The sequence below is a fragment of the Siphonobacter sp. BAB-5405 genome, assembly GCF_002872335.1.
In the GTDB taxonomy this organism is placed as follows: Bacteria; Bacteroidota; Bacteroidia; order Cytophagales; family Spirosomataceae; genus Siphonobacter.
This window is the reverse complement of the sequence record NZ_NJAG01000008.1, coordinates 20,455-41,563: the sequence shown is the minus strand read 5'-3', so window position 1 is coordinate 41,563 and position 21,109 is coordinate 20,455. Positions and strand designations below refer to the sequence as shown.

At 47.1% G+C, this 21,109-nt stretch carries 18 protein-coding genes and 1 tRNA gene; 11 read left to right on the top strand and 8 right to left on the bottom strand.

The annotated features are described in order from the left end of the window. The first annotated feature begins 16 nt into the window (after positions 1–16). The 5 genes from cobA (at position 17) to BWI97_RS09010 (ending at position 5,085) form a co-directional block, all read left to right on the top strand. On the top strand, positions 17–805 hold the full coding sequence (gene cobA, locus BWI97_RS09030) for a uroporphyrinogen-III C-methyltransferase (protein WP_102200793.1): 789 nt from the start codon (positions 17–19) through the stop codon (positions 803–805). Positions 806–1,053: 248 nt separating this feature from the next. Further along, positions 1,054–1,785, top strand: coding sequence for a lipoyl(octanoyl) transferase LipB (lipB, locus tag BWI97_RS09025; RefSeq protein WP_094814344.1), 732 nt, complete (start codon positions 1,054–1,056; stop codon positions 1,783–1,785). A gap of 25 nt (positions 1,786–1,810) precedes the next feature. Continuing rightward, positions 1,811–2,224 carry a hypothetical protein gene (locus BWI97_RS09020; protein ID WP_094814346.1) on the top strand — a complete coding sequence of 138 codons (414 nt, stop codon included), beginning with the start codon at positions 1,811–1,813 and terminating at the stop codon, positions 2,222–2,224. Between the two features lie 161 nt (positions 2,225–2,385). Next, positions 2,386–3,117 (top strand): 3'-5' exonuclease, encoded by a 732-nt coding sequence (locus BWI97_RS09015; RefSeq protein WP_094814392.1) that lies wholly within the window; start codon positions 2,386–2,388, stop codon positions 3,115–3,117. A gap of 60 nt (positions 3,118–3,177) precedes the next feature. Further along, entirely contained in the window at positions 3,178–5,085 is a 1,908-nt protein-coding gene (locus BWI97_RS09010) for a sialate O-acetylesterase (protein WP_102200792.1), read from the top strand. 27 nt (positions 5,086–5,112) lie between these two features. On the opposite strand, the gene BWI97_RS09005 is transcribed toward BWI97_RS09010, so the two are convergent. After that, positions 5,113–5,517 carry a hypothetical protein gene (locus BWI97_RS09005; RefSeq protein ID WP_094814351.1) on the bottom strand — a complete coding sequence of 135 codons (405 nt, stop codon included), beginning with the start codon at positions 5,515–5,517 and terminating at the stop codon, positions 5,113–5,115. A 667-nt stretch (positions 5,518–6,184) separates the two neighbouring features. On the opposite strand from BWI97_RS09005, the gene BWI97_RS09000 reads away from it, so the two are divergent. Then, positions 6,185–7,111, top strand: coding sequence for an AraC family transcriptional regulator (locus BWI97_RS09000; RefSeq protein WP_094814356.1), 927 nt, complete (start codon positions 6,185–6,187; stop codon positions 7,109–7,111). A 380-nt stretch (positions 7,112–7,491) separates the two neighbouring features. Here the strand turns inward: BWI97_RS09000 and BWI97_RS08995 are convergent, their stop codons facing one another. The 4 genes from BWI97_RS08995 to BWI97_RS08980 all read right to left on the bottom strand — a co-directional run bounded on the left by BWI97_RS08995 (position 7,492) and on the right by BWI97_RS08980 (position 12,677). Then, positions 7,492–7,728: a hypothetical protein gene (locus BWI97_RS08995; RefSeq protein WP_102200791.1), complete on the bottom strand. Its 237-nt coding sequence runs from the start codon at positions 7,726–7,728 to the stop codon at positions 7,492–7,494. A 71-nt stretch (positions 7,729–7,799) separates the two neighbouring features. After that, complete coding sequence (locus BWI97_RS08990; RefSeq protein ID WP_102200790.1) at positions 7,800–8,819, bottom strand: sugar transferase; 1,020 nt, start codon at positions 8,817–8,819, stop codon at positions 7,800–7,802. A 1,022-nt stretch (positions 8,820–9,841) separates the two neighbouring features. Further along, positions 9,842–9,914, bottom strand: a tRNA-Lys gene (locus BWI97_RS08985). Between the two features lie 69 nt (positions 9,915–9,983). Further along, positions 9,984–12,677 carry a putative LPS assembly protein LptD gene (locus BWI97_RS08980; RefSeq protein ID WP_233207792.1) on the bottom strand — a complete coding sequence of 898 codons (2,694 nt, stop codon included), beginning with the start codon at positions 12,675–12,677 and terminating at the stop codon, positions 9,984–9,986. A gap of 307 nt (positions 12,678–12,984) precedes the next feature. On the opposite strand from BWI97_RS08980, the gene BWI97_RS08975 reads away from it, so the two are divergent. After that, positions 12,985–13,812, top strand: coding sequence for an N-acetylmuramoyl-L-alanine amidase (locus tag BWI97_RS08975; RefSeq protein ID WP_102200788.1), 828 nt, complete (start codon positions 12,985–12,987; stop codon positions 13,810–13,812). A 150-nt stretch (positions 13,813–13,962) separates the two neighbouring features. Then, positions 13,963–14,631 carry a phosphatase PAP2 family protein gene (locus tag BWI97_RS08970; protein ID WP_102200787.1) on the top strand — a complete coding sequence of 223 codons (669 nt, stop codon included), beginning with the start codon at positions 13,963–13,965 and terminating at the stop codon, positions 14,629–14,631. 64 nt (positions 14,632–14,695) lie between these two features. Here BWI97_RS08970 and BWI97_RS08965 read toward each other — a convergent pair whose 3' ends face one another. Together BWI97_RS08965 and BWI97_RS08960 are read right to left on the bottom strand one after the other, a co-directional pair. Further along, a complete protein-coding gene (locus tag BWI97_RS08965) occupies positions 14,696–16,087 on the bottom strand; it encodes an alpha-L-fucosidase (protein WP_102200786.1) in 1,392 nt (463 codons plus the stop codon). A gap of 66 nt (positions 16,088–16,153) precedes the next feature. After that, positions 16,154–16,504, bottom strand: a complete 351-nt coding sequence (locus tag BWI97_RS08960; protein ID WP_094814372.1) for a YraN family protein — start codon at positions 16,502–16,504, stop codon at positions 16,154–16,156. Between the two features lie 103 nt (positions 16,505–16,607). On the opposite strand from BWI97_RS08960, the gene BWI97_RS08955 reads away from it, so the two are divergent. Further along, complete coding sequence (locus BWI97_RS08955) at positions 16,608–16,892, top strand: SelT/SelW/SelH family protein (protein WP_094814374.1); 285 nt, start codon at positions 16,608–16,610, stop codon at positions 16,890–16,892. A gap of 184 nt (positions 16,893–17,076) precedes the next feature. Further along, a complete protein-coding gene (locus tag BWI97_RS08950) occupies positions 17,077–17,844 on the top strand; it encodes an SdiA-regulated domain-containing protein (protein ID WP_158242725.1) in 768 nt (255 codons plus the stop codon). Between the two features lie 75 nt (positions 17,845–17,919). Here BWI97_RS08950 and BWI97_RS08945 read toward each other — a convergent pair whose 3' ends face one another. Continuing rightward, positions 17,920–18,165: a type B 50S ribosomal protein L31 gene (locus tag BWI97_RS08945; protein ID WP_094814378.1), complete on the bottom strand. Its 246-nt coding sequence runs from the start codon at positions 18,163–18,165 to the stop codon at positions 17,920–17,922. 418 nt (positions 18,166–18,583) lie between these two features. Here BWI97_RS08945 and BWI97_RS08940 point away from each other — a divergent pair, with 418 nt between their 5' ends. Then, positions 18,584–21,055 carry a ribonucleoside-diphosphate reductase subunit alpha gene (locus BWI97_RS08940; protein WP_102200784.1) on the top strand — a complete coding sequence of 824 codons (2,472 nt, stop codon included), beginning with the start codon at positions 18,584–18,586 and terminating at the stop codon, positions 21,053–21,055. Positions 21,056–21,109: the final 54 nt, after the last annotated feature.

Below are 21,109 nucleotides of genomic sequence, written 5' to 3'. Positions count from 1 at the left end.
GACGCGATTACTACGCATGAGCAGAAAAACGAACCCTAAACTGACCGTTGTCGGAGCAGGACCGGGTGCCCCCGATTTAATTACGCTGAAAGCAGTCAAGGCTCTACGGAATGCCAACGTGGTTTTGTATGACGCCCTGATTGATCCCGTCTTACTGGAACACTGCCCGGCTGAAACGGAGAAAATTTACGTCGGCAAACGCCCCGGCGAGAGCCATTCGCAGGACTGGATCAATGAACTGATTGTAGAAAAAGCGTTTGCGGCGGGACATGTAGTCCGCCTGAAAGGGGGCGATCCGTACGTGTTTGGTCGGGGTCAGGAAGAGCTGGCCTATGCCCGCCCGTTTGGTATCGAAACGGATTACGTACCCGGATTGTCTTCGGCTCTGGCCGTGCCCGGCAACGCGGGTATTCCCATGACGGCTCGTGGCGTGAGTGAAAGCTTCTGGGTCATTACGGGTACGAAGACGGATGGATCGCTTTCCCGCGACCTCTGTCTGGCCCTGTGCTCAACGGCTACGATTATCGTCCTGATGGGCATGAACAAACTTCAGGAAATTGCGGACCTTTGCGTTCAGATGGGCCGGGCGGATGTACCCGCAGCCATTCTGCAAAGTGGTACAACAGCCGAACAACGAACCGCCATTGGTACCGCTCAGGAATTGCCCCGGTTAGCTTTGGAGCAGAAATTGACCAATCCAGCGGTGATTGTACTGGGCGAAGTCGTTCGGTACGGCTCGGGAACACCGTCTACCGACTGGCAGGAATTCCTGCAAAACGGTCAATTTTTTGATACGCGGGGTTAAAACCGCCTACGTAAGGAGTAAGACCCCTGTACGGGTTTTCGTTCATAGCGTTGAAAGGTTTAGCCTTTTAACGTTCAAACCTCAAACCCGATCAAACTTTAGATTTGTTACTTCACTATACGTGCGATGCATTCAAAGCTTCTTTGGGTGCATCGCATTACTTTTTTAACGACAAGGGGCTTAGACTCAAGCAGGGAATTATATGTACGGGCTTCTTGTTATCTTTAGAATGAATTTTAAGTGTATTCATGAATAAGCAAGTGATTTTTCAGGACTGGGGCCTTCGGGACTATCAGTCGGCCTGGGACGCCCAGGAAGAGCTGCTAGCCGCTACCGTAGCCCGTAAGGTTCAGAATCGGCAGGCCGCAGTAGCGGAGCAATTGCCCACGAATAATTACCTTCTTTTTGTGCAGCATCCGCCTGTATTTACGCTCGGTAAAAGTGGCAAACCCGAACATCTGCTGGAGGATGAACAGAAGCTGGAACAGCTCGGCATTCAGTACTACAAAATCAACCGGGGCGGGGATATTACGTATCACGGTCCGGGTCAATTAGTAGGTTACCCCATTCTGGATCTGGATAATTTCAAGCCCGATATTCACTGGTACATGCGAATGCTGGAAGAAGCCATCATTCGTACCTGTGCGGATTATGGACTGGAGGCGGGTCGCATTCCGGGAATGACGGGCGTGTGGCTGGATTACGTCGAACAGAAGAATCCCCGGAAAATCTGTGCAATGGGCGTAAAAGCCAGCCGCTGGGTGACCATGCACGGTTTTGCCCTGAATGTAAATAATGACCTTGCTTTTTTCGAGTATATTGTTCCCTGTGGTCTGGAGGGAAAAGAAGTAACCTCCCTGGCGAAAGAGCTGGGCCATTCCCTCGATTTCCAGGAAGTTTCGCAGCGATTAAAAGCTCATCTGGCCGATTTGTTCGAAATGGTTTTTGTCGAAGAATCGCTCACCATGCCGACCGTTTGAGTAACCCATAAAACCATTCATTCCCATGAAAAAAGACATTCCATTTTTGCCCGTAGAAGGGGTAAAAGTAGCCATAGCCCGTGAAGTGAACGAATTCAATGAAGCTGCCTGGCGGGTCTACTTACTCAACCGTAATGACAAAGCCATTCAAAACGTTTTTGTAACTTCCCGTGGCTATAGTAAACCCCAACATCAGGGTGAAGAAGCTCAGGAAACATCAACGTTACGCCATTTTTTTCAGGAAGTCCCTGCCCATAGTCATCAGCCGATTGAACCCATTGATTCCTCAGTATTTCATTTAACGAATGAATACTGGGTGAGTTATTTCATCGATAATCAGATTTATGACAAGCGGTTTATTTTCGTACCGGGTAGCCTGGACGAAGCCAATCTGATTCAAATTAATCAGTTAGCTCAGGAAGGTATTCTGCACGAATAAGCTTTCCCTTTTTTTCTTATAAACGTGGATTTTACGGTGGTAAAGTCCGCGTTTTTTTTGTGCGTATACCTGTAGTTAATTCATCGGTTACCGTTTGCTCAATGCAGCACGGAGGAGATTGTTTTCTTCGTTACTTTCGACGTGTACCTTCGTATTTCCTCATGAATGCAGCTGAATTTCAATCTACGGCCAGACATCTTTTATTCATTGATATTGAGACTGTTTCGGGCGAATCTTCGCTGGAATTAGTATCCGAACGGCTGCAAAAAGAATGGTTACGAAAAGCGGATCGACTTCGCAGTACCGAGGGGCCCAGCGATGCAGAACTTTACTTTGATCGAGCCGCCGTTTACGCCGAATTCGGTAAAATTATCGTCATCGGATTAGGCTTCTTCCATTGGGAGGCAGATGAGGCTACCTTTCGGGTTCGTACCATTCACGGGCATGATGAGGCCAGCGTACTTCGTCAGTTTTGCACACTGGTAGAAAAGCGGTACGCTCGTAAACTGATTCTCTGTGCTCATAATGGACGGGAGTTTGACTATCCGTATCTCTGTCGGCGGATGATGATTCACGGTATACCGATCCCCCGCTCTCTATGGAATACCCACTGGAGACGCTACGACTCCCCGCATTTGGATACGATGGATTACTGGAAATTCGGCGATTTTAAAAATTATACGAGCCTGGAGTTACTGGCCGCTTTATTTGATATTCCCTCGAGTAAGGACACGCTTTCCGGAAGTGAAGTAAATACAACGTATTATCATAAAAATAATTTGATTTCCATTGCTCAGTATTGTCGGGAAGATGTTGTAGTGCTAGCCCAACTATATTTGCGTTATCATCAAATGGAATTACTACAGGAAAAACAAATTATTCGTCTGGAGTAAATTGTTTTTTTTACATGTTTGTCGTTATTTTTACCCGCCCATTTTACCGGTTTGTCCTTTATGAAACATTTGTACAGATTAGCTAGTCTGCTTTTTTTCCTCTTTACGTATTACCAGAGTTTCGCCCAGTTAAGCATTACTTTTCCCACCACGCGAGCCGTTTTTCAGCGTGATTTATCGAATCAGGCTTCTGTACACGTAGCAGGTGTTTATACGGAAAAAGTAGACCGGATTGAGGTACGCTTGGTTCCCATTCCGGCAGGTGGTTCGATTGGTCCTAATAATGCCGTCGATACCCAGTGGCAACCCCTGTGGACCTATCCCGGCAATACCACCAGTAGTCCTTCCAACGGTTATTTTCAGGGTTCGGTTACAGCCAAAGGAGGCTGGTATGATCTCAAGGTGCGGGCCTATCAGAACGGTTCTTTGCTTGGGCAGGAAACTACGTTGACAAAAGTTGGCGTTGGTGAAGTCTTCGTAATTGCCGGCCAGTCGAATGCAACCGGAATTGCGGACCCTAACAATACGGGGCCATCGGCAACCTACGATCAGGTGAGTGCCGTGGGCATCGGTTATAAAATTGCAGAGAATCCGGATCTGAACGATCCAAGCCAATGGGGTCCCTGGAGCTATTCGAATGTGAAGGACAAGGTAGCTACTCCCGAATTTGTTCACCTGGATGCGACAACGAAACTGGCTCCTTTTGGCCTTTCAGCCTGGTGCTGGGGAGCACTGGGCGATCTGCTGGTGGAACGGTGGAAAGTTCCGGTGGCGTTTTTCCAGGGAGGCTGGTCCGGTACGGGCAGTGTCAACTGGCTCACGAGTATTGATCCTTCGCAAGACCCGGCGTTGAACCCTGTTTTTAGTTATCCCTATCCGAAAGGTCAACCCTACGGAAACCTGCGGATTAGTTTGAATAATTATGCTTCTCAGTATGGCGTACGGGCCGTGCTACTCCACCAAGGCGAAACGGATAACTTTGCCAATACATCGCAGGAAACATACATCGCAAACTGGAACGCTGTCATTGCAGCCAGTCGCTCGCATTCCGGCAAAGCCAATCTTCCCTGGGTCATTTCCCGGGCCAGTCGCTACTTTGACCGCACGAACACCTCCGGTCCTAGTGTCAACAATCCGACAATTATTAGTGCTCAGAACGCTCTGGTCAATCCTGCTAAACAAATCTTCGCCGGGCCAGCCACGGACGATATTCACGGTCCCGATAACCGCGATGAAGTAGATGTTCACTTCAAAGGTCCGGGACTGGTACTGCTAGCCAAGGCCTGGGCTGACGCTCTGGATGCCGCTACTATTCAAACTTTAGCTACGCCCTATGCGGCTCTGGCTCCGGCTCGCCTGTATCCTTCCTGCCTGAGCAGCACACAAATGCGGATAAAAGGCGAAGACGGGTGGGCTTCGTATACGTGGGTAAATCCGCTAAACAATAACGGCGTGAACTCCGTAGCATCGGGTAACTCAGCTGATTTTACGGCCGGTACGTATCAGTTGAAAGCAAGCGATGGCAATGGCAATGTGATTATGTCGCCGCGTATCGTGGTTCCTGCTTCGCTGGGTACCGTTGCTGCAACCATTACAGGCAATGCACCACTTTCAGCGGGCCACACCCTCGGACTGACGGCTGGCGATGCTCCGTATTATAGCTGGAGTGGTCCTAACGGCTACACATCTACCCAGAAAACCATTCAGATGGCTGATGTTTCAGCGGCTCAAACAGGAACTTATAACCTGACGGCTACGAACATTTACGGTTGTACGGCTACGACGAGCAAACCCGTACAAGTAATTACCTCTTACACATCAGCTCAATCAGGTAACTGGGATGATCCCGCTACCTGGACGGCCAACTGCCCTGGCTGCATTCCTACGTCGAAAACGAACGTAGACCTGCGTCCTAACCATCGGGTCGTTATTAAAGCTACGCAAAATACAACAGCTCCCAACCCTTAATTGAAAGGGTGGGGAGCTTTCCCTTCTTTAGCGTACCAGATAAGGTCTGAGTCGAGGCTCGGGCACTGTCAGGTGTTGCTGCAAAGCGGCCTGTAAATCCGTAAGATTTGAAATTTTGCGGGATAAAATCCCCTGTTGCTTGGCCGGGAGTTTGCAAAAAGCGATAATGGTTTGGGCTTCGTCTTCTGTCAGACGACGACTTTCCACCAGTACATACGATTTGTAAATCATTCGGATGGTCAGGTAATTCAGAATCAGCAGTGCCGTGCCCGTACCATGGCGAAAGGCCCGTTGAAAATAAGCTGGGTGGTAGGATTCACCCTTTAGCTCCAGCCGAACATGACTATGGGGAAAATACTGTTCGGTTACTTCTCGAAATCCATTCTCTACCAATAATTGTACTAAACATTCAGAAGGGGTGTATTGAGTCATACTATGTGAAGGTTTCAATCCAATATACTATTCCATAAACGTCCTCGCCGAATGGATGTTCATTGAATGAAAGCCTGCACTTCCGAGTGAAATTGTACTTTTTCTTCACAAAATCTTCATCAATAGCTAAAGATTGATTCATTATTACTTTCTAAAGTATCGTAAGCTAAAGCGTTGCTTTATAGCTACTTCTGTCAAAAAATTGGTATGCTGACATACCAATTTTTTATTTTTATTTCTCTTTCACTCAAATGATCTATTTTCACAGGCTCGGCAGGAAACTGTTGACCAAACGAAGCCATCAAGGTTCGTGGGAAACGCTTCTGGGTCGTATTTCCACTAGTTAAAAGTCCTTTTTGTCAACGTATATTGATGGGGTTGCCTTAGCTCCTAAACTAATTTTTCGTCTCTGAGAATTCCTGGTTAGTCTACTTCCCGAAACCCATAAAAAGAGCTTTTAACCTGCTAAATACAAAAAATAGATAGTCCCCCCTCCCCCCCGTGTTAAATTTCTGTTTCTACAAACGGGCATTCTTTTTAAAGAAACGCGGTTTTCGAATCAAATTTATTTTTTTTGTCCAATTTGCTTTTAAAAATACAATTATTAGTTTTGTCCTAATTTTAGAAAGGCCAGACTTTCGAAAAACACCGGCCTTACCCCATCGCAATGGAAGATTACAACAAAATCATTGAGTCGCTGGGCGTCCGATTTATCAAGGCCCGGCATATTCGGATGCAACAAGCCATCCGAATCAAGAATTTTTATGACATCGAAAACTCACTGTTGATTTTATACGACGGTGAAGTGTCATTTGGCGAAGAAGGAACCCTAGCCGAACCCGGTGATATGTTATTTATCCCCGGCGGCAAGTCGTTGAATATTACCTACGGTAGCAGTGAAAATCCAAAGGCTATCTCAAACGAAGAGTTTCTCACCTTCCGCGAACGGTATTTCGATTCGCGTCGGGATCCGGCCGAGATTGGGAAATTACCCCACTCTTTTGGTTTGGTAGCGTTTGAAGCCAAGGTTTTCGATTCCGTTAACTTCTTTACTTCTCTGGACGTACCGCCCTTCCTTATTAAAGGGGAGGAATCGCTGGCTCACGCTCTGAAAGAGATTCTAGCGGAAGATTTTCGGGACGAAGCAGGTCGGGGTCGTATTATCAAAATCAAGACGGAAGAGATCGTCATCAATATCATTCGGTATATTCTGAAACACCGTCTGTTTGTGGAGCAATTAGCTACCAACAGTACGTATTTCAAAGATCCTCGTCTGATCGACATTTTTACGTATATCAAGGATAACATTGGCGGCGATCTGTCCAACAAGGTACTCGCCAACGTAGCCAACGTTTCTGAAGATTACGTCGGCCAGTATTTCAAGATGCTGACGGGTATCAATCCGCAGGACTATATCGAATACCAGCGGATGGAAGCGGCAGTAAATTTACTGCGTACGTCGAAGAAGAGTATTCGTGCCATTGGTGCCGAAGTAGGCTACAAGGACACGGCCTATTTCTGCCGTCGCTTTAAAATGATGTTTGGGATTCCCGCAGGCAAGATGCGTCGTCGCGAATCGCTGATGAACTTGTAAGTATTGCTTCTTTTAAGAAAGCACTTATCCCCCAAGATAAGTGCTTTCTTTATGCCCTTACGGGACATGTACAAACTAAAAACTCTTCCGCGAATCGCGAAAGAGTTTCAACCATAACCTCTAAACCTATGGTACAAAAGTACCGTTAAGGTATGTTTTTAGGAGGTTTATTCTATGGACAGTAAGGTTTATGGGCTAGATAGCCGAAATGACGGGCTAAACGCAGTTTTAGCCTCATTCTCAATTCAGGATTAAAGCTGCAACGTCCATCCCATCCGGCCTGATCCTGTCTTTCGCCAATCTTTGATCACTGGCCGGAGGGCTTATCGTGAATACCCTGCATACGCCGTTATGCGACACTTCTCTGTCTTCGATATACTTTATTTCAATACGGCAGATGCTTCGTTTAAACACGGTATTGGCACTTGTTGGTTTTGCAATTGCCTCGGCATCTTCTGCGTACGTCTGGCATGGGATTTACGGCGGTTCAGTAAGGTATATCGGGCAGTAGACGGATTTACGGACAGGTATTTCTGACGGCTTTTTCGTTTTTCTAACCCCGTAATCACAAAAGCTACCAGTAAAATCAGAACAATTCTCAAGGTTTCTTCGGTCATAACAATAAAAGGGTTTTCAAATTCTGGAGGAAGAAGTCAAAACAGGTTTCATGCATCGGGTTGTTAGCGAACTAACATCCTTGCTTGGTTATTACGGTAATGAAGGTTCGCCATAAAATATACATTTCCAGACTGAGCGTCCATTGTTCAATGTAATACAGATCATACATCAACTTATGGCGGGCGTCTCTAGCTCCGGCTCCGTACGGGTAGCAGATTTGAGCGTAGCCTGTAATTCCAGGCCTAACCACGTGTCGGTTGGCGTAATGCGGGATTTGCTCCTCAAACTTCCGGGTGAATACCCGTCGCTCTGGTCGAGGTCCAACCAAAGACATTTCTCCTCTCAGTACGTTCAGAAACTGGGGCAGTTCGTCCAAACGTATCTTTCGCATAAAAGCACCAAAGGGAAAAGTTCGGGTATCCCTGCGGCTTGAAAAAAGAGCCCCGGAGGCTTCCGCATCCAGTCGCATGGAGCGGAATTTAATGCATTGAAACTCCTCATCCGCCACCCCAACGCGACTTTGCCGATACAGAACGGGTCCAGGCGATTCTTGCCTTATTTTCCAGGCACTCCATAGCCACAGTGGAGACGTAAGGGTTAGAAAACCCAATGAAGTAACCACATCCAGAGCTTTCTTAAACGTTCGTACTTCCGGCCGGAATGGGGGCAACTGATCGGGCCAGGTTAATTCCTCCGCATTTTCAGCGATGTATACTTTTTGCAAATGGTTCTTACAAAAATCGGCTACTGTGCTGACCTTACTGACCTTACTTTCCCGAATAATTAGCTGATGAATAACCTGATGTTGGTGGTCGTGGTTAGGATTAGCTACTAAATAAAACTCCTGATAGCAATTCAGGAGGGAGTGTAATACGTCATTAGTCAGGTACTCAGCGTCGGTATGGCGGGGCACTAAAACGATTTCCTCGTATTGAGGCATTAGTCGTTTGATATCCCGTTTGGTCAGAAAATAATCGTAACCAGTGATAACTAATATTTGTCTACCAATACTTTTAGAGCTACGCAAACGATGCACGACCCGGCGATGAGCAGTAAAAACGGTGGGTAGAACAGAGGATAGGTTATTCATAGATTCCGGTTTTGGAGCGGATATTTGGCAATGAAAGCAGCCGTATGGTCACCATGTCAATCGTTAAAGCCTCTGTTTTACAGCATTCCGTTCTGAGATTAGCACATAGCCTCAACGTAGCCTGCCTGTAGAAGGATAAAGGCACTGCTATTCGCTAAAAAATACAGCTACTTTAAATGATGTGGGCACAGAATACGCTTACGATGAAGACGTACGGCTTCTTCACATAAGTACTATGGGTTATTTCAGTTGAGCTAAAAAGGTTTTACTCGGCAGAATATACTTAGGGCGGGCTAACCATACTCTAGATTAACAATCATTTCTGCTGGCTAGTGTATACTGTAAGTAATGAAGAAGGCAGGTCATTACTATGTGTACAAAAGTATAAGTTTTTTTGATTCAACCCTAGTAAGCATACATTAAATTATAGTAACTTTTATACTGACTAGATAGGAGAAAAAGCTGCTTATTGTTTCAGTCCGCTTAACAGGAACAGGAGAAACATAGAAACTTAATATTCTGATAATAAGAGGTAAAGGTTCAGATTACGCCTATTTTCCAATACAAAACGTGTCCAAGCTTAAACGTATATACAAATTACACCCACTAACTAGCACTATCTACTAATACTTTATACTCAAAAAGTATTTATTAATTAAGTTAAATATTTTTTATATACGTCATAGACGTAAGCTAAGTACTAACGCCTATATTAATTATTTTTCTGACTAGGTATAGCGATTGTTAATATGAAGCTTTATATCTGCTTGATTAAATAAGTAAGTTGCTAAATAATTAACATTTTATAATATATTCAAGACGTGTTTTAATCTATAAAGAGCTAACATCCTGTATCTAAACAAGTTAGGCCATGATCTTAATCGCCGTTATAGCTTGACAGTACTTTTTCATGCACGGTGAATGGTATCACTCAAATGGACTGTAGACAACGCGATTTTCTGGTACTCAGGTAAACAATAAAGCCCGTACGGTTAGATGCCGTAAGGGCTTTATTGTTACCGTGTCCCCGGCAGGGTTCGAACCTGCGACCCATTGATTAAGAGTCAATTGCTCTACCAACTGAGCTACGGAGACTATTTCTGTTGACTTAGAACCCACCCCCCTGATCGTAGAAGCTACGACGGCGGGAGAGCTTGAGATCCTTCAACATAGCAGACCGAACGCGTAATTCAAAATTGTAGTTCCCACCCCGGAGATTTTGAGCAATCGGCGTCCAGTTAAACGAGGCCTCCCAGCAGTGAAGGTACGCGTCAGGCCAATATTCGTCAGCGAAGGAGCATTCAGTACAAAGTCCCAGCCCGTGGTAAAGGTCATGGCCCATTTCTCGGTTAGTTTGATATCACCATTCATACTTAACGTCTGGAACGTTTGGGCCCGGCCCAGGCCGTACTTCGTATAGCTGAAGTTATAGCTCAGGTTCACATTCCAGGGAACATCCCAGTCGATATACAGCTGCGGATTCGATTGAATAAACCGCATTTCTGCATCACTCACGCCTTCGGGTTTTTCCTTGGGCTGTTGCTGCTGCTGGCCCTTTTTATTTTTCTGCCCGCCTTTAAAGCCCGTACTAAACCCAATGGTCATACTTTGCAGACTGGCCAAGCCTTTGCCGGAAGCCACTTTTAGACGATTTACCCTTCGGCCACTGAGCAGATAATCATCCTGTACAACGTCGTACGGATCAAAGGTGGAGGCAAAGTTGATGTTATACTTTTTCAAAATGACCGTATTGGCCACTAGCGACAGATTGGAGAGATTAAACGAGTCGGCCAGGAAGTTGTAACTACCCGATAGCCCGAAGTTATCAAGGATATTAATCTTCTGAAAGGCCTCCTTCGCCGTATCGGACTTGGCCCTGACTTTCATTTCCAGCTGGTTGGTTAAACTGAAACTGGCTGCCGCCGCCGCCCCGATGCTTCCACTATAACCCGAAAACTTAGAAAGCAAACGTTGATCCCCCCGCTCGTTAATCTGTACTCGCTGGTAAAACTTACTCGACAGATCGGGTGTATAACTCAAACTGATCGAAGGGGCAAACGTATGCCGGATCGCTTCCAGGCGACCCAGTTTTTTGAAGTAATACGTTCCATATACCCGCGTATTGATCCCTAAGGAAGTAGAGTAGGTGTAAGCCGGCGATAAACGGCTGATGGTATCCACGACAACCCCACCACTATCCGACACAAAGCCAGCCCGTACGGATTCGAGGGGCGTTCCAGGGCTTATGTAACGATAAGAATATTGTTTTGTATAGAGGTTTCCCTGTAAACTTACGCCCGGCGTAACGTTGATGTTACGGGCAATTTTGAAGTTAGGTAAGGAAATAGGAATCGAAAAGGTGGTGGTAACCTGACTATTTTTTAAAATGGTCGGTAAGTTCTCGAGATTGAAAGGAATATTTCCGGACAATACCCGCGTCTGAGCATTTTCAGGTGTTGAAGTCGTACGGGTATTCAGGGTATCCGGGATGTAGTTGGCAATCCGGAATTCACCGGCGAAACCACTGTTACTAATTACCTGAGGCTGAATATTGTTGGAAATATCTACCGTACTCGACAGGTTAGCTCCCAGACGGAAGGATTCGTACCAGGCTGGCGTTACGGCTTTTCTCCGTCGCAGCGGCTGAAACTGGGTTACCGCTGCCGTTACGCCCCCTCCAATGGTCAACGCCCGGGTCGTTACGTTCTGGTTGATCCGTACGTTGGCACTGGTCTGGAGATACTGCCCAAAGTTGTGCGAATATTGTACCGAAGATCCAAACACGTTCTGTTGGTATCGGCCTAGTCCACCCGTCTGACTCGTTAGGTTTTGCTCGTTGTTGTTGAGGTAATTACTACTGGCGACGTTTACCGAAGCCGAGAAACTATACGGCCGACCCAGCGTCTGGGGCGTATGTGACCACTGCACACTGAAGTCGTTTGAAATGGTACGGTTTGGGCCAATTTCGTCCCCGGCTCTATTGTGGTTGTAAATCAGACTAAAACTGCCACTGTATCGATATTTCTTAATGTAATTTCCCTGCGAACCAGCACCCCAGCCGCCTTTTGAGTAGAGCTGCCCCGTAAATCGCAGACCCAGGTAATCGTTCACGGCCCAGTAATACCCAAAATCCCGCAGGTAAAAACCCCGGTTTTGCGGTTCCTCTCCGTAGTTACCCAGAATGAAGCCGGATTTTCGCTTCTCTGAAAAAGGAAAGAATCCGAACGGAAGGCCCAGCGGCAACTGTACGCCAGCAATCACCAGGTTAAAAGGCCCGGAAATGACCTGCCTGTTATCACCTTTGCCCTGTACAAGTTTGATTTTTGGAGCCTGAATGCCATAGTGCGGATGCAGTAAGTCGCAGGTCGTATAGAAAGCTCCGCGTAAAAAGAAGTTGTTCGAACTGTCTTTCTTAACGATTTTTCCCCGTACGTTGCCCTCGCCCTGCTTGGTAACGATAGTTTTAATAGCGGCCCGCCGTGTCTTGAAGTTATAGCGAATTTCGCTGGTATTGTATGCATCGGCCCCCTGCTCGAAAATGGGCTCCCCGATTACCTTGCCCGTTGAATCTTTCCGACCAATGGCGTATACCTCGTTGGTTTCCCAATTCAGCTTGATGTAGTCGGCTTTCAGGTGAATGTCTTCGTAATCGACCTTGGCATCTCCGTACAACTCTACTACTTTCTCGTCGGTCGTCATAATCGTTGAATCCCTGGCGAAATACTCCACCTGAGATTTCAAATCACTCTCATCTTGTAGGGAATCGGCTTTGGAAAGACGGATGGAATCGGCCGGAGCGAGCGGCTTTAGTGAATCGGGTTGTACGGGGCGTTGGACCCGGCCAAAGGGAAGAGCCATGCGTTTTGATCCCGGACGCTGTCCCCAGGCCTGCACAACACCAAGCATCACAAAAAAGATCAAAAGAAAACAGTTCTTCAACGGTCCTGGAATTTAATGTTCATGTTTCTGGCCTTTCAGCAGACTATCGGGGAAACTTTTGGCGTTGGTATGAGTTGATTGCTAACGAACAAACTAAAAATTCCCGGTTCCGAATTTAAGAAGCGAAGATACGGCGACTGAATCATGCTTCATCGGTCAGTGACTCGCATTTTCCTTTAAATTTGTCGGGCAAAAATACATAGTAACTGTCCCAACCTTCAGAAGCATGCGTGAAAAAAGCCCGTTAAAGTGTGTTAATGTATGGCCCGTACTAGGGCTGGTTTTGGTTTTATTCAGTTTCCAGGAGAATACGGTATCCGAAAGGCCACCCGTCGCGAACCCTAAAGCAGACGCGATTCGTACCGTTGTCATTGACGCCGGTCACGGTGGAAAAGACCCCGGAGCGATTGGCAAAAATGGTACGCGGGAAAAAAACGTAGTCCTGCCGATTGCTTTGGCCGTCGGAGAAAAAATCAAAGAACATTACCCCAACGTCAAGGTCGTTTTTACCCGTAAAACGGACGTATTTGTCGAATTGCACGAACGTGGAGCCGTTTCCAATCGAAACAAAGCGGACCTGTTCATGTCGATTCACGCCAACGCTCTGCCCGCGACTCGCCGGGATTTCTACGGTACGGAAACGTACGTGATGGGGTTACACAAATCGGAGGCAAACCTGGCCGTAGCGAAACGCGAAAACGCCGTAATTTTCCAGGAAAAGAACTACGAAAAGAAGTACGAAGGATTCGATCCCAATTCTCCCCTGGGCCAAATCATGCTGGAAAACTACCAGAATGCTTATCTGGCCAACAGTGTGAATTTTGCCTCAAAGGTAGAACGGGCCTTTAAAAGAGCGGACCGCGTGAGCCGAGGGGTAAAACAGGCCGGACTGCTGGTACTCTGGACCACCGCCACACCTTCTGTACTGATTGAAACGGGTTACTTGTCCAATCCGACCGAAGAGGCTTTCCTTGCCAGTGACGCCGGACAGGACAAACTTGCCGAAGCCATTTTCCGTGCCTTCGAGCAGTATAAAAATGAAATGGATAATTAGATTTAAGTTGTTCGTTAGTAGTTGAGGGTTATTAGTTGAAAGGTTCGGTTACTTTGCCCTGTATCATCCATCAGGTATGCCGACCTTTCCAAGGCACTACTAACCAACAACGATCAACTACTAACCAACAACTCTTCACGACCCCTTCGCATGCTTTTTCGATTGATCCGACAGAATTATTCGTTCTTCCTGCCGTATGCCTTGCTGCTTATTGTCGTCGGCAGTATGCTTTCTCAGCTGGATCGAACAGTATTGATGCGGTGGATTAATGGCGTCAATCATCCGTTCTGGGATGTGTTCTTTTATTACCTGACCGATCTCGCGGACGGAGCCGTGGGTTTTGGCATTGTCATTGGCCTGGTGTTTGTTCGGTACCGATGGGCTTTGGCTGGCGTATTATCCTTACTAATTGCTGGCCTGTTTACGCAGTTACTGAAACACAGCCTTTTCGCGGGCGAACTACGTCCCAGTGCTTTTTACAAAAACTCAGGATGGGTTTTTCATACCGTCGACGGACTGAATTTACACAGCGTCAATAGTTTTCCATCGGGGCATTCAACGTCCGTTTTTGCCTTGTTTTGTCTGCTTACCTTATTGGTGAGCAACAAACGCTGGGGCTGGCTATTTCTATTTCTGGCCGTTCTGGGGGCTTATTCCCGCGTGTACCTATTCCAGCACTTCGTAGCGGACATCTACGTAGGTTCGATTATTGGTACGGTATCTACGCTGCTGGTGTTTACGGGGCTAGAAACCTACTGGCAACATCATCCCAAAAAGTGGCTGGATAAACGTCTGGAATTGAGACGAAGGGTCGCTTAACTATTCACGAAAAAAGGCTGGACGAAGATCTTCCCGTCCAGCCTTTTTTTCTGAAACCCGCAAGTTATCGGGCTGCTCCTTCGAGCTTGTATATCCAGGCGTGCTGGCAGGGTGTCGTAGCAGGCGTAACGTTCGGAGCCGCGATTGTCAGTTGATTTCCCTTCATACTCGTTTTCACCGCTCCTTTAAAACCCAGCAGAGAGACACTTTGTGGTTTAGTAATACCATCGATGGAAAGGTTATCCATCCATTCCGTCGTCAATACATACAGGTCTTTTCCTTTCTGCGTGAAAAACAGTTTGGTACCTTTCTTGAACGCGGGAGCCTTGTCCCAGGCTCGTGTACCATAGATGGCCTCTTTGTTGACTTTGAGCCAATCACCCATGTCTTTCAGCCGTTGCTGCATGATGACGGGAATACGGCCATCGGCAGTGGGTCCGACGTTCAGCAACAGATTGCCGCCGCGAGCCACTTTTTCGATCAGAATGTGTACCAACGCCGCTGACGTCGCATAATCTTCCAGAATCTCGGCCCGATTGTAGCCAAACGAACCGCCGATTCCCCGGCATTCTTCCCAAGGGTGCGTAAACTTCGTATTATCGGCATTACCTGAATGTACCAGGTCGTATTCGGTCGTATAAATACCCCCGTGTTTTGAACGCGTTTCTTTTCCCCAGCGATCATTGACCACCACGGATTCTTTCACCGGTGACTCGTTGTACAGCCAGGCCAGAAACTCCGTACTTTTCCACACTTCCGATGAATGGTCCCATTCGCCATCCGTCCACACCACATCAGGTTTGTAGCGGGTTACCAGATCTTTCAACTGGGGTATCATGTGCTCGTCTACATAGCGGTTCACACTTTGTTTGTACAAGGGGTTGTACCATTCGTACAGGGAATAATAGTAGCCCATGTGCAAGCCTTTATCCTTGACGGCAGTTGTCAGATCACCCAGTAAATCGCGGTGCGGACCTACGTCTACGGCGTTCCAGTTCCAGGCCTGAGCACTCGGCCAGAGCGTAAAGCCTTCGTGGTGTTTCGACGTCAGTACAACATATTTCGCACCAGCCTGCTCAAAAACCTTTGCCCATTCGTCCGGCTTGAAAAATTCGGCTTTAAAGTCTTTGACGAAGTCCTGATACTTGGTGTCTGCTCCATACACGCGGTTATGGAATTTCTGAAACAGCGGTGAAGTTTTGCTCTTGGCGTCCTGCCACTTCTGCCAGTACCATTCCGAATACTGATCGTAGACGCCCATGCCATCACGGGCGGTTGGAGCGTAGGAAGGTACAGAAAATAGTCCCCAGTGAATAAAAATGCCAAACTTGGCGTCTTCAAACCAATTCGGAACGGGCCGTGAATCAATGGAGGCCCAGTTGGCTTCGTAGGTTTTCTGAGCCATAGCCATACAGGAACAAACGCTCAATAAAGCGGAAAGCAGTACTTTTTTCATAGAGTAAGAACAGAGGTTTTTTTACAAAAGAAGAAAAGAAACCTTTGCTACCCTTTTTCTGGATGATTACCAGACGTCTTCAAAATGTACCAGCTCTTCTGATTTCCGCGTCATTACCACGGCGATTACGTCAAAGCGGAGGTGTCCCCGCCAGTTGGTTTCATAGACGTACTGATCGGCGGCCTGTCGTAGCAGCGTTTCTTTTCGGGCAGATACAAAGGCTTCCGGAAAACCAAACTTCAGATTGGTACGGGTTTTCACTTCGACGAAAACCAGCCACTGCTCCCGACGTACAATGAGATCAACCTCCGCCCGTCCGGCCCGGTAGTTACGAGCGACAATTTCATACCCTTTTTGTTCCAGGAAGCGAGCGGCCAGCACTTCCCCTCGTTGTCCGGTCTGTACATGCGTTGGCACAAAAATTCTGCAGATTGATGGAATGTACGGGAAAGATGCTAAGATTTGCCAAAGTACGGATGCCGTTCCGTAGTTCGTTTATCCACTAATTAAGCTTGAATCCATGAAACCCATTCTTACGATTGAATACTGCCCTCGCTGTGGCTGGTTGCTGCGGTCGGCCTGGCTAGCTCAGGAATTATTGACGACGTTTTGGGAAGAGCTGGGAGAAGTTGGTCTGCGTCCGGCTGAAGTTTCCGGTACTTTCAAAATCTACCTGAACGGGCAGGAAATTTTTGACCGCAAGCAAGCCGGTGGTTTCCCCGAAATCAAAACCCTAAAACAACAGGTACGGGATTTGATTGCTCCGGAAAAATCCCTCGGCCATTCCGACCACAAAACGGAGTAGTAGCTTTGCTTAACCCAAACTAGTTTACCTCTGATGCATTCAACCCTTATGAAAACGGCACCTCTGCTGGGTTGCCTTCTGGCTTTTAGCTTATTGTCCGCCTGCCAGTCACCCAAAAAAGAAAAAAAGAACGAAGGAAACCGTCGCGGTACAGGCCCATACGCTCAAGCCGCTGGACTACGACTTGCAACATCCCGTCAAAGTTTCGAGTCTTCCCCCGGTTTTAAAGGAAATTTCGGGTATTACGTACGTAAAACCGGGTCAGCTGGCGGCCATTAACGACGAACAGGGCGATCTCTTTTTGATTAATTACCAAACCGGAAAAATGACCGAACAGCGGATTTGGGGCAATGCTGGCGACTACGAGGATATTGTTTACCACGAAGGCAAATTCTACGTCTTGCGAAGCGACGGGCAACTTTTCATTTTCACGCTCAATCAGACGTACTTACCCGGTGGCGTCATTAGTGGTGAATCCAAAAGCATGCGAACCTTTAATCTTCAGTTACCCGGTCAGAACGAAGTGGAAGGGTTGACGTTTGATAGTAAAACTGGCTGGTTTTTTGTAGCAGCCAAGGAAACCAAAAAAGCCAAAGACGAGCGGTACGTGTATTTCTACGATCAGCAGAAAAATGCTTCCTGGAAAGGAATCGTCTTACGGAAGAAAAGTTTCGAAGAAGTCGGTTTGACGGGGAAAGATACGGAGTTCAAACCTTCGGCCATTGCGACGCATCCTCAAACCAAGGAAGTGTACATTCTCGCTTCAGTCGGACACAAATTACTGGTACTCGACCGGAAAGGCGGCAATTTTGTAGCCATCGAAAAACTGGACCCGAAGGTATTCGAACAGCCCGAAGGCATCTGTTTTGCCCCGGATGGTACCCTCTTCCTTTCGAGCGAGGGAAAGAAAGGGCCTGGAAAAATCTGGGAGTTTAAGCCCAGAACGAAATAAGACAGGCATATAAAGCAAAAGAGAATCCTGCTCAGGGCAGGATTCTCTTTTTGAACGGTCGGTACGGAACAAAGACTATTTCTTGCCGTAACGTTTGTTGAATTTATCAACGCGACCAGCCGTATCGAGCAGTACGTTTTTGCCGGTGTAGAAAGGGTGAGATTGTGAAGAAACCTCGACTTTCACTACAGGATACGTTTTGCCTTCGAATTCAACCGTATCTTTCGTCGTAGACGTAGAGCGGGTCAGGAATTTGTAATCGCTGGAAAGATCCCAAAATACCACCTCGCGGTACTCAGGATGAATATCTGCTTTAGCCATTATATTGATTGTTAGTCAGTTACGATCTTTGCACAAATAGGCCGCAAAAATAATCATCTTTTGGGAATGTAACAAAGGTTGTCCCGATGTTTTCTTTTTTATTCTATAAAAATATTCTTCGTATACGCATTATCAAACGTAAATCCAAATACGAACAATCATTCGAAAGGGTAACTTTTTGGCTCTGAATGAACTTTATTTTTTATATTTTTTTTTACCCTTCCCGAGTAGAAGTTATTGGCGACTTAACATTAATTTCACATTCAGAAAGTATACATCGCCAACTACTGGTATCCTCCACTGAAGCTATTGGTCCGAGTTTTTAAGATGTACCCATCTGCGGGTAAGGCTTCAGCTTAATATATCCATCCAATTCAGAAATAGAGTCATTTCATCTATCTTCTAATTCGTTGACAATATGCACGTTATCAAAAGAGATGGCCGACGCGAATCGGTGAAGTTTGACAAAATTACTGCCCGGATCGAACGCCTGTGCTACGGCTTAGATCCCGCCTTTGTTCAACCCATCGAGGTAGCCATGAAGGTCGTGTCCGGTATTTACGATGGCGTAAATACGGTAGAGCTTGACAACCTGGCCGCTGAGACAGCCGCCTCCCTCACTACGCGTCACCCCGACTACGCGACGCTGGCGGCTCGCATCGCTATTTCTAACCTGCATAAGAACACGCAGAAGTCGTTTTCGGCGACGATGAAGCAGCTGTATCATTACATCGATCCTAAAACGAGCGAAAATGCTGCGTTGATTTCCAAGGAAACGTACGACGTAGTGAAGAAGCACGCAGCCTTGCTTGATTCTACCATCATCTACGATCGTGATTTTGGTTATGATTACTTCGGTTTCAAGACGCTTGAAAAGTCGTACTTACTGAAAGTCAACGGTAAAATTGCCGAGCGTCCGCAGCACATGCTGATGCGGGTGGCTATCGGTATTCACGGTAATGACATTGAATCGGCGATTGAAACGTATAACCTGCTGTCTGAACGCTGGTTTACGCACGCGACGCCAACGCTCTTCAACGCCGGTACGCCGAAACCTCAGTTATCTTCCTGCTTCCTGCTCACCATGCAGGATGACAGTATCAACGGAATCTACGATACGCTGAAACAGTGTGCTCTGATTTCGCAGTCAGCTGGTGGTATTGGTTTGAGCATTCATAACATCCGGGCAACGGGTAGCTACATCAAGGGTACGAACGGTACTTCGAACGGTATCGTGCCGATGCTTCGGGTATTCAATGATACGGCTCGTTACGTCGATCAGGGAGGTGGAAAACGGAAGGGTTCTTTCGCCATGTACATTGAACCCTGGCACGCCGATGTTTTTGACTTCCTGCAACTGAAGAAAAACCACGGTAAAGAAGAACTCCGGGCCCGCGATTTATTCTTCGCTCTCTGGGTACCCGATTTATTCATGAAGCGGGTGAAAGACAATGACGTTTGGTCATTGATGTGCCCCCACGAGTGCCCCGGTTTGTCAGATGTATACGGTGACGAATTTGAAGCTCTTTACGAAAAATACGAACGCGAAGGCAAAGCCCGCCGCACGGTAAAAGCTCAGGATCTTTGGTTTGAGATCATGGAATCTCAGATTGAGACGGGTACGCCCTACATGCTCTTCAAAGATCACGCGAACCGCAAGTCGAACCAGAAAAACCTGGGTACGATCAAGTCTTCAAACCTCTGTACGGAAATCATCGAGTACACGGCAGCGGACGAAGTAGCGGTATGTAACCTGGCTTCGCTGGCCCTGCCCAAATTTGTGGAAAAAGGTGAGGATGGATTCCTGCGTTTCAACCACGAAAAACTGTATGAGATTACGAAAGTTGCTACGCGTAACCTCAACAAAATCATCGATATCAACTATTATCCCGTACCCGAAGCCGAGCGTTCGAACAAACGTCACCGTCCGATTGGTTTAGGCGTACAGGGTCTGGCGGATACCTTCGTACAACTGCGTATGCCGTTTGAAAGCGAAGAAGCCCGTCAGCTTAATAAAGACATTTTCGAAACCATCTACTTTGGAGCCATGGAGGCTTCGATGGAAGAGGCTCAGAAATACGGTGCGTACGAAACCTGGGCGGGTAGCCCCATTTCACAAGGTATCTTCCAGTTCGATATGTGGGGCGTGAAGCCTTCATCTAATCGTTGGGACTGGGAATCGCTGCGTGAAAAAGTAAAAACGCACGGTGTTCGTAACTCCCTGCTGGTCGCTCCGATGCCTACGGCTTCGACAAGTCAGATTCTGGGTAACAACGAATGTTTCGAGCCATTTACGTCGAACATCTACGTACGTCGCGTACTTTCCGGCGAATTCGTAGTCGTGAACAAGTATCTCTTGCGTGACCTCGTGAAAATGGGCTTGTGGAACGAAACGATGAAAAACAAACTCATCGCGGCGAACGGTTCCGTACAGAATATCCCTGAAATCCCGGCGAACCTGAAAGAACTCTACAAGACGGTTTGGGAAATCAAGCAGAAAACCATCATTGATATGTCAGCCGATCGGGGAGCATTCATTTGCCAGAGCCAGTCGCTGAACATTCACATGACGGATGCCAACTTCGGTAAAATCACGTCCATGCACTTCCATGCCTGGGAGCGGGGACTGAAAACGGGTATGTACTACCTGCGTACCAAAGCTGCTGCCGACGCCATCAAGTTTACGGTGGAAACGCAGGCTCAGGTCGCGATTCAGCCCAGCACGGCAACCGTTCACGAAAAAGCCATGAACTACCTGGCCACGCCAGAAGCTCAGGCCGCTCTGGCTACGAAAGAAGTAGAGCCCATGAAATGGTCCGAAGAAGACGCGAAGGCAGCGATTGCCTGCTCGCTGGATGATCCGGACGGATGTGAGATGTGTGGATCTTAAATAATTAATGATTTCTTATTTTGAATAACATGCTCTGAAAAGAATTTCAAAGCA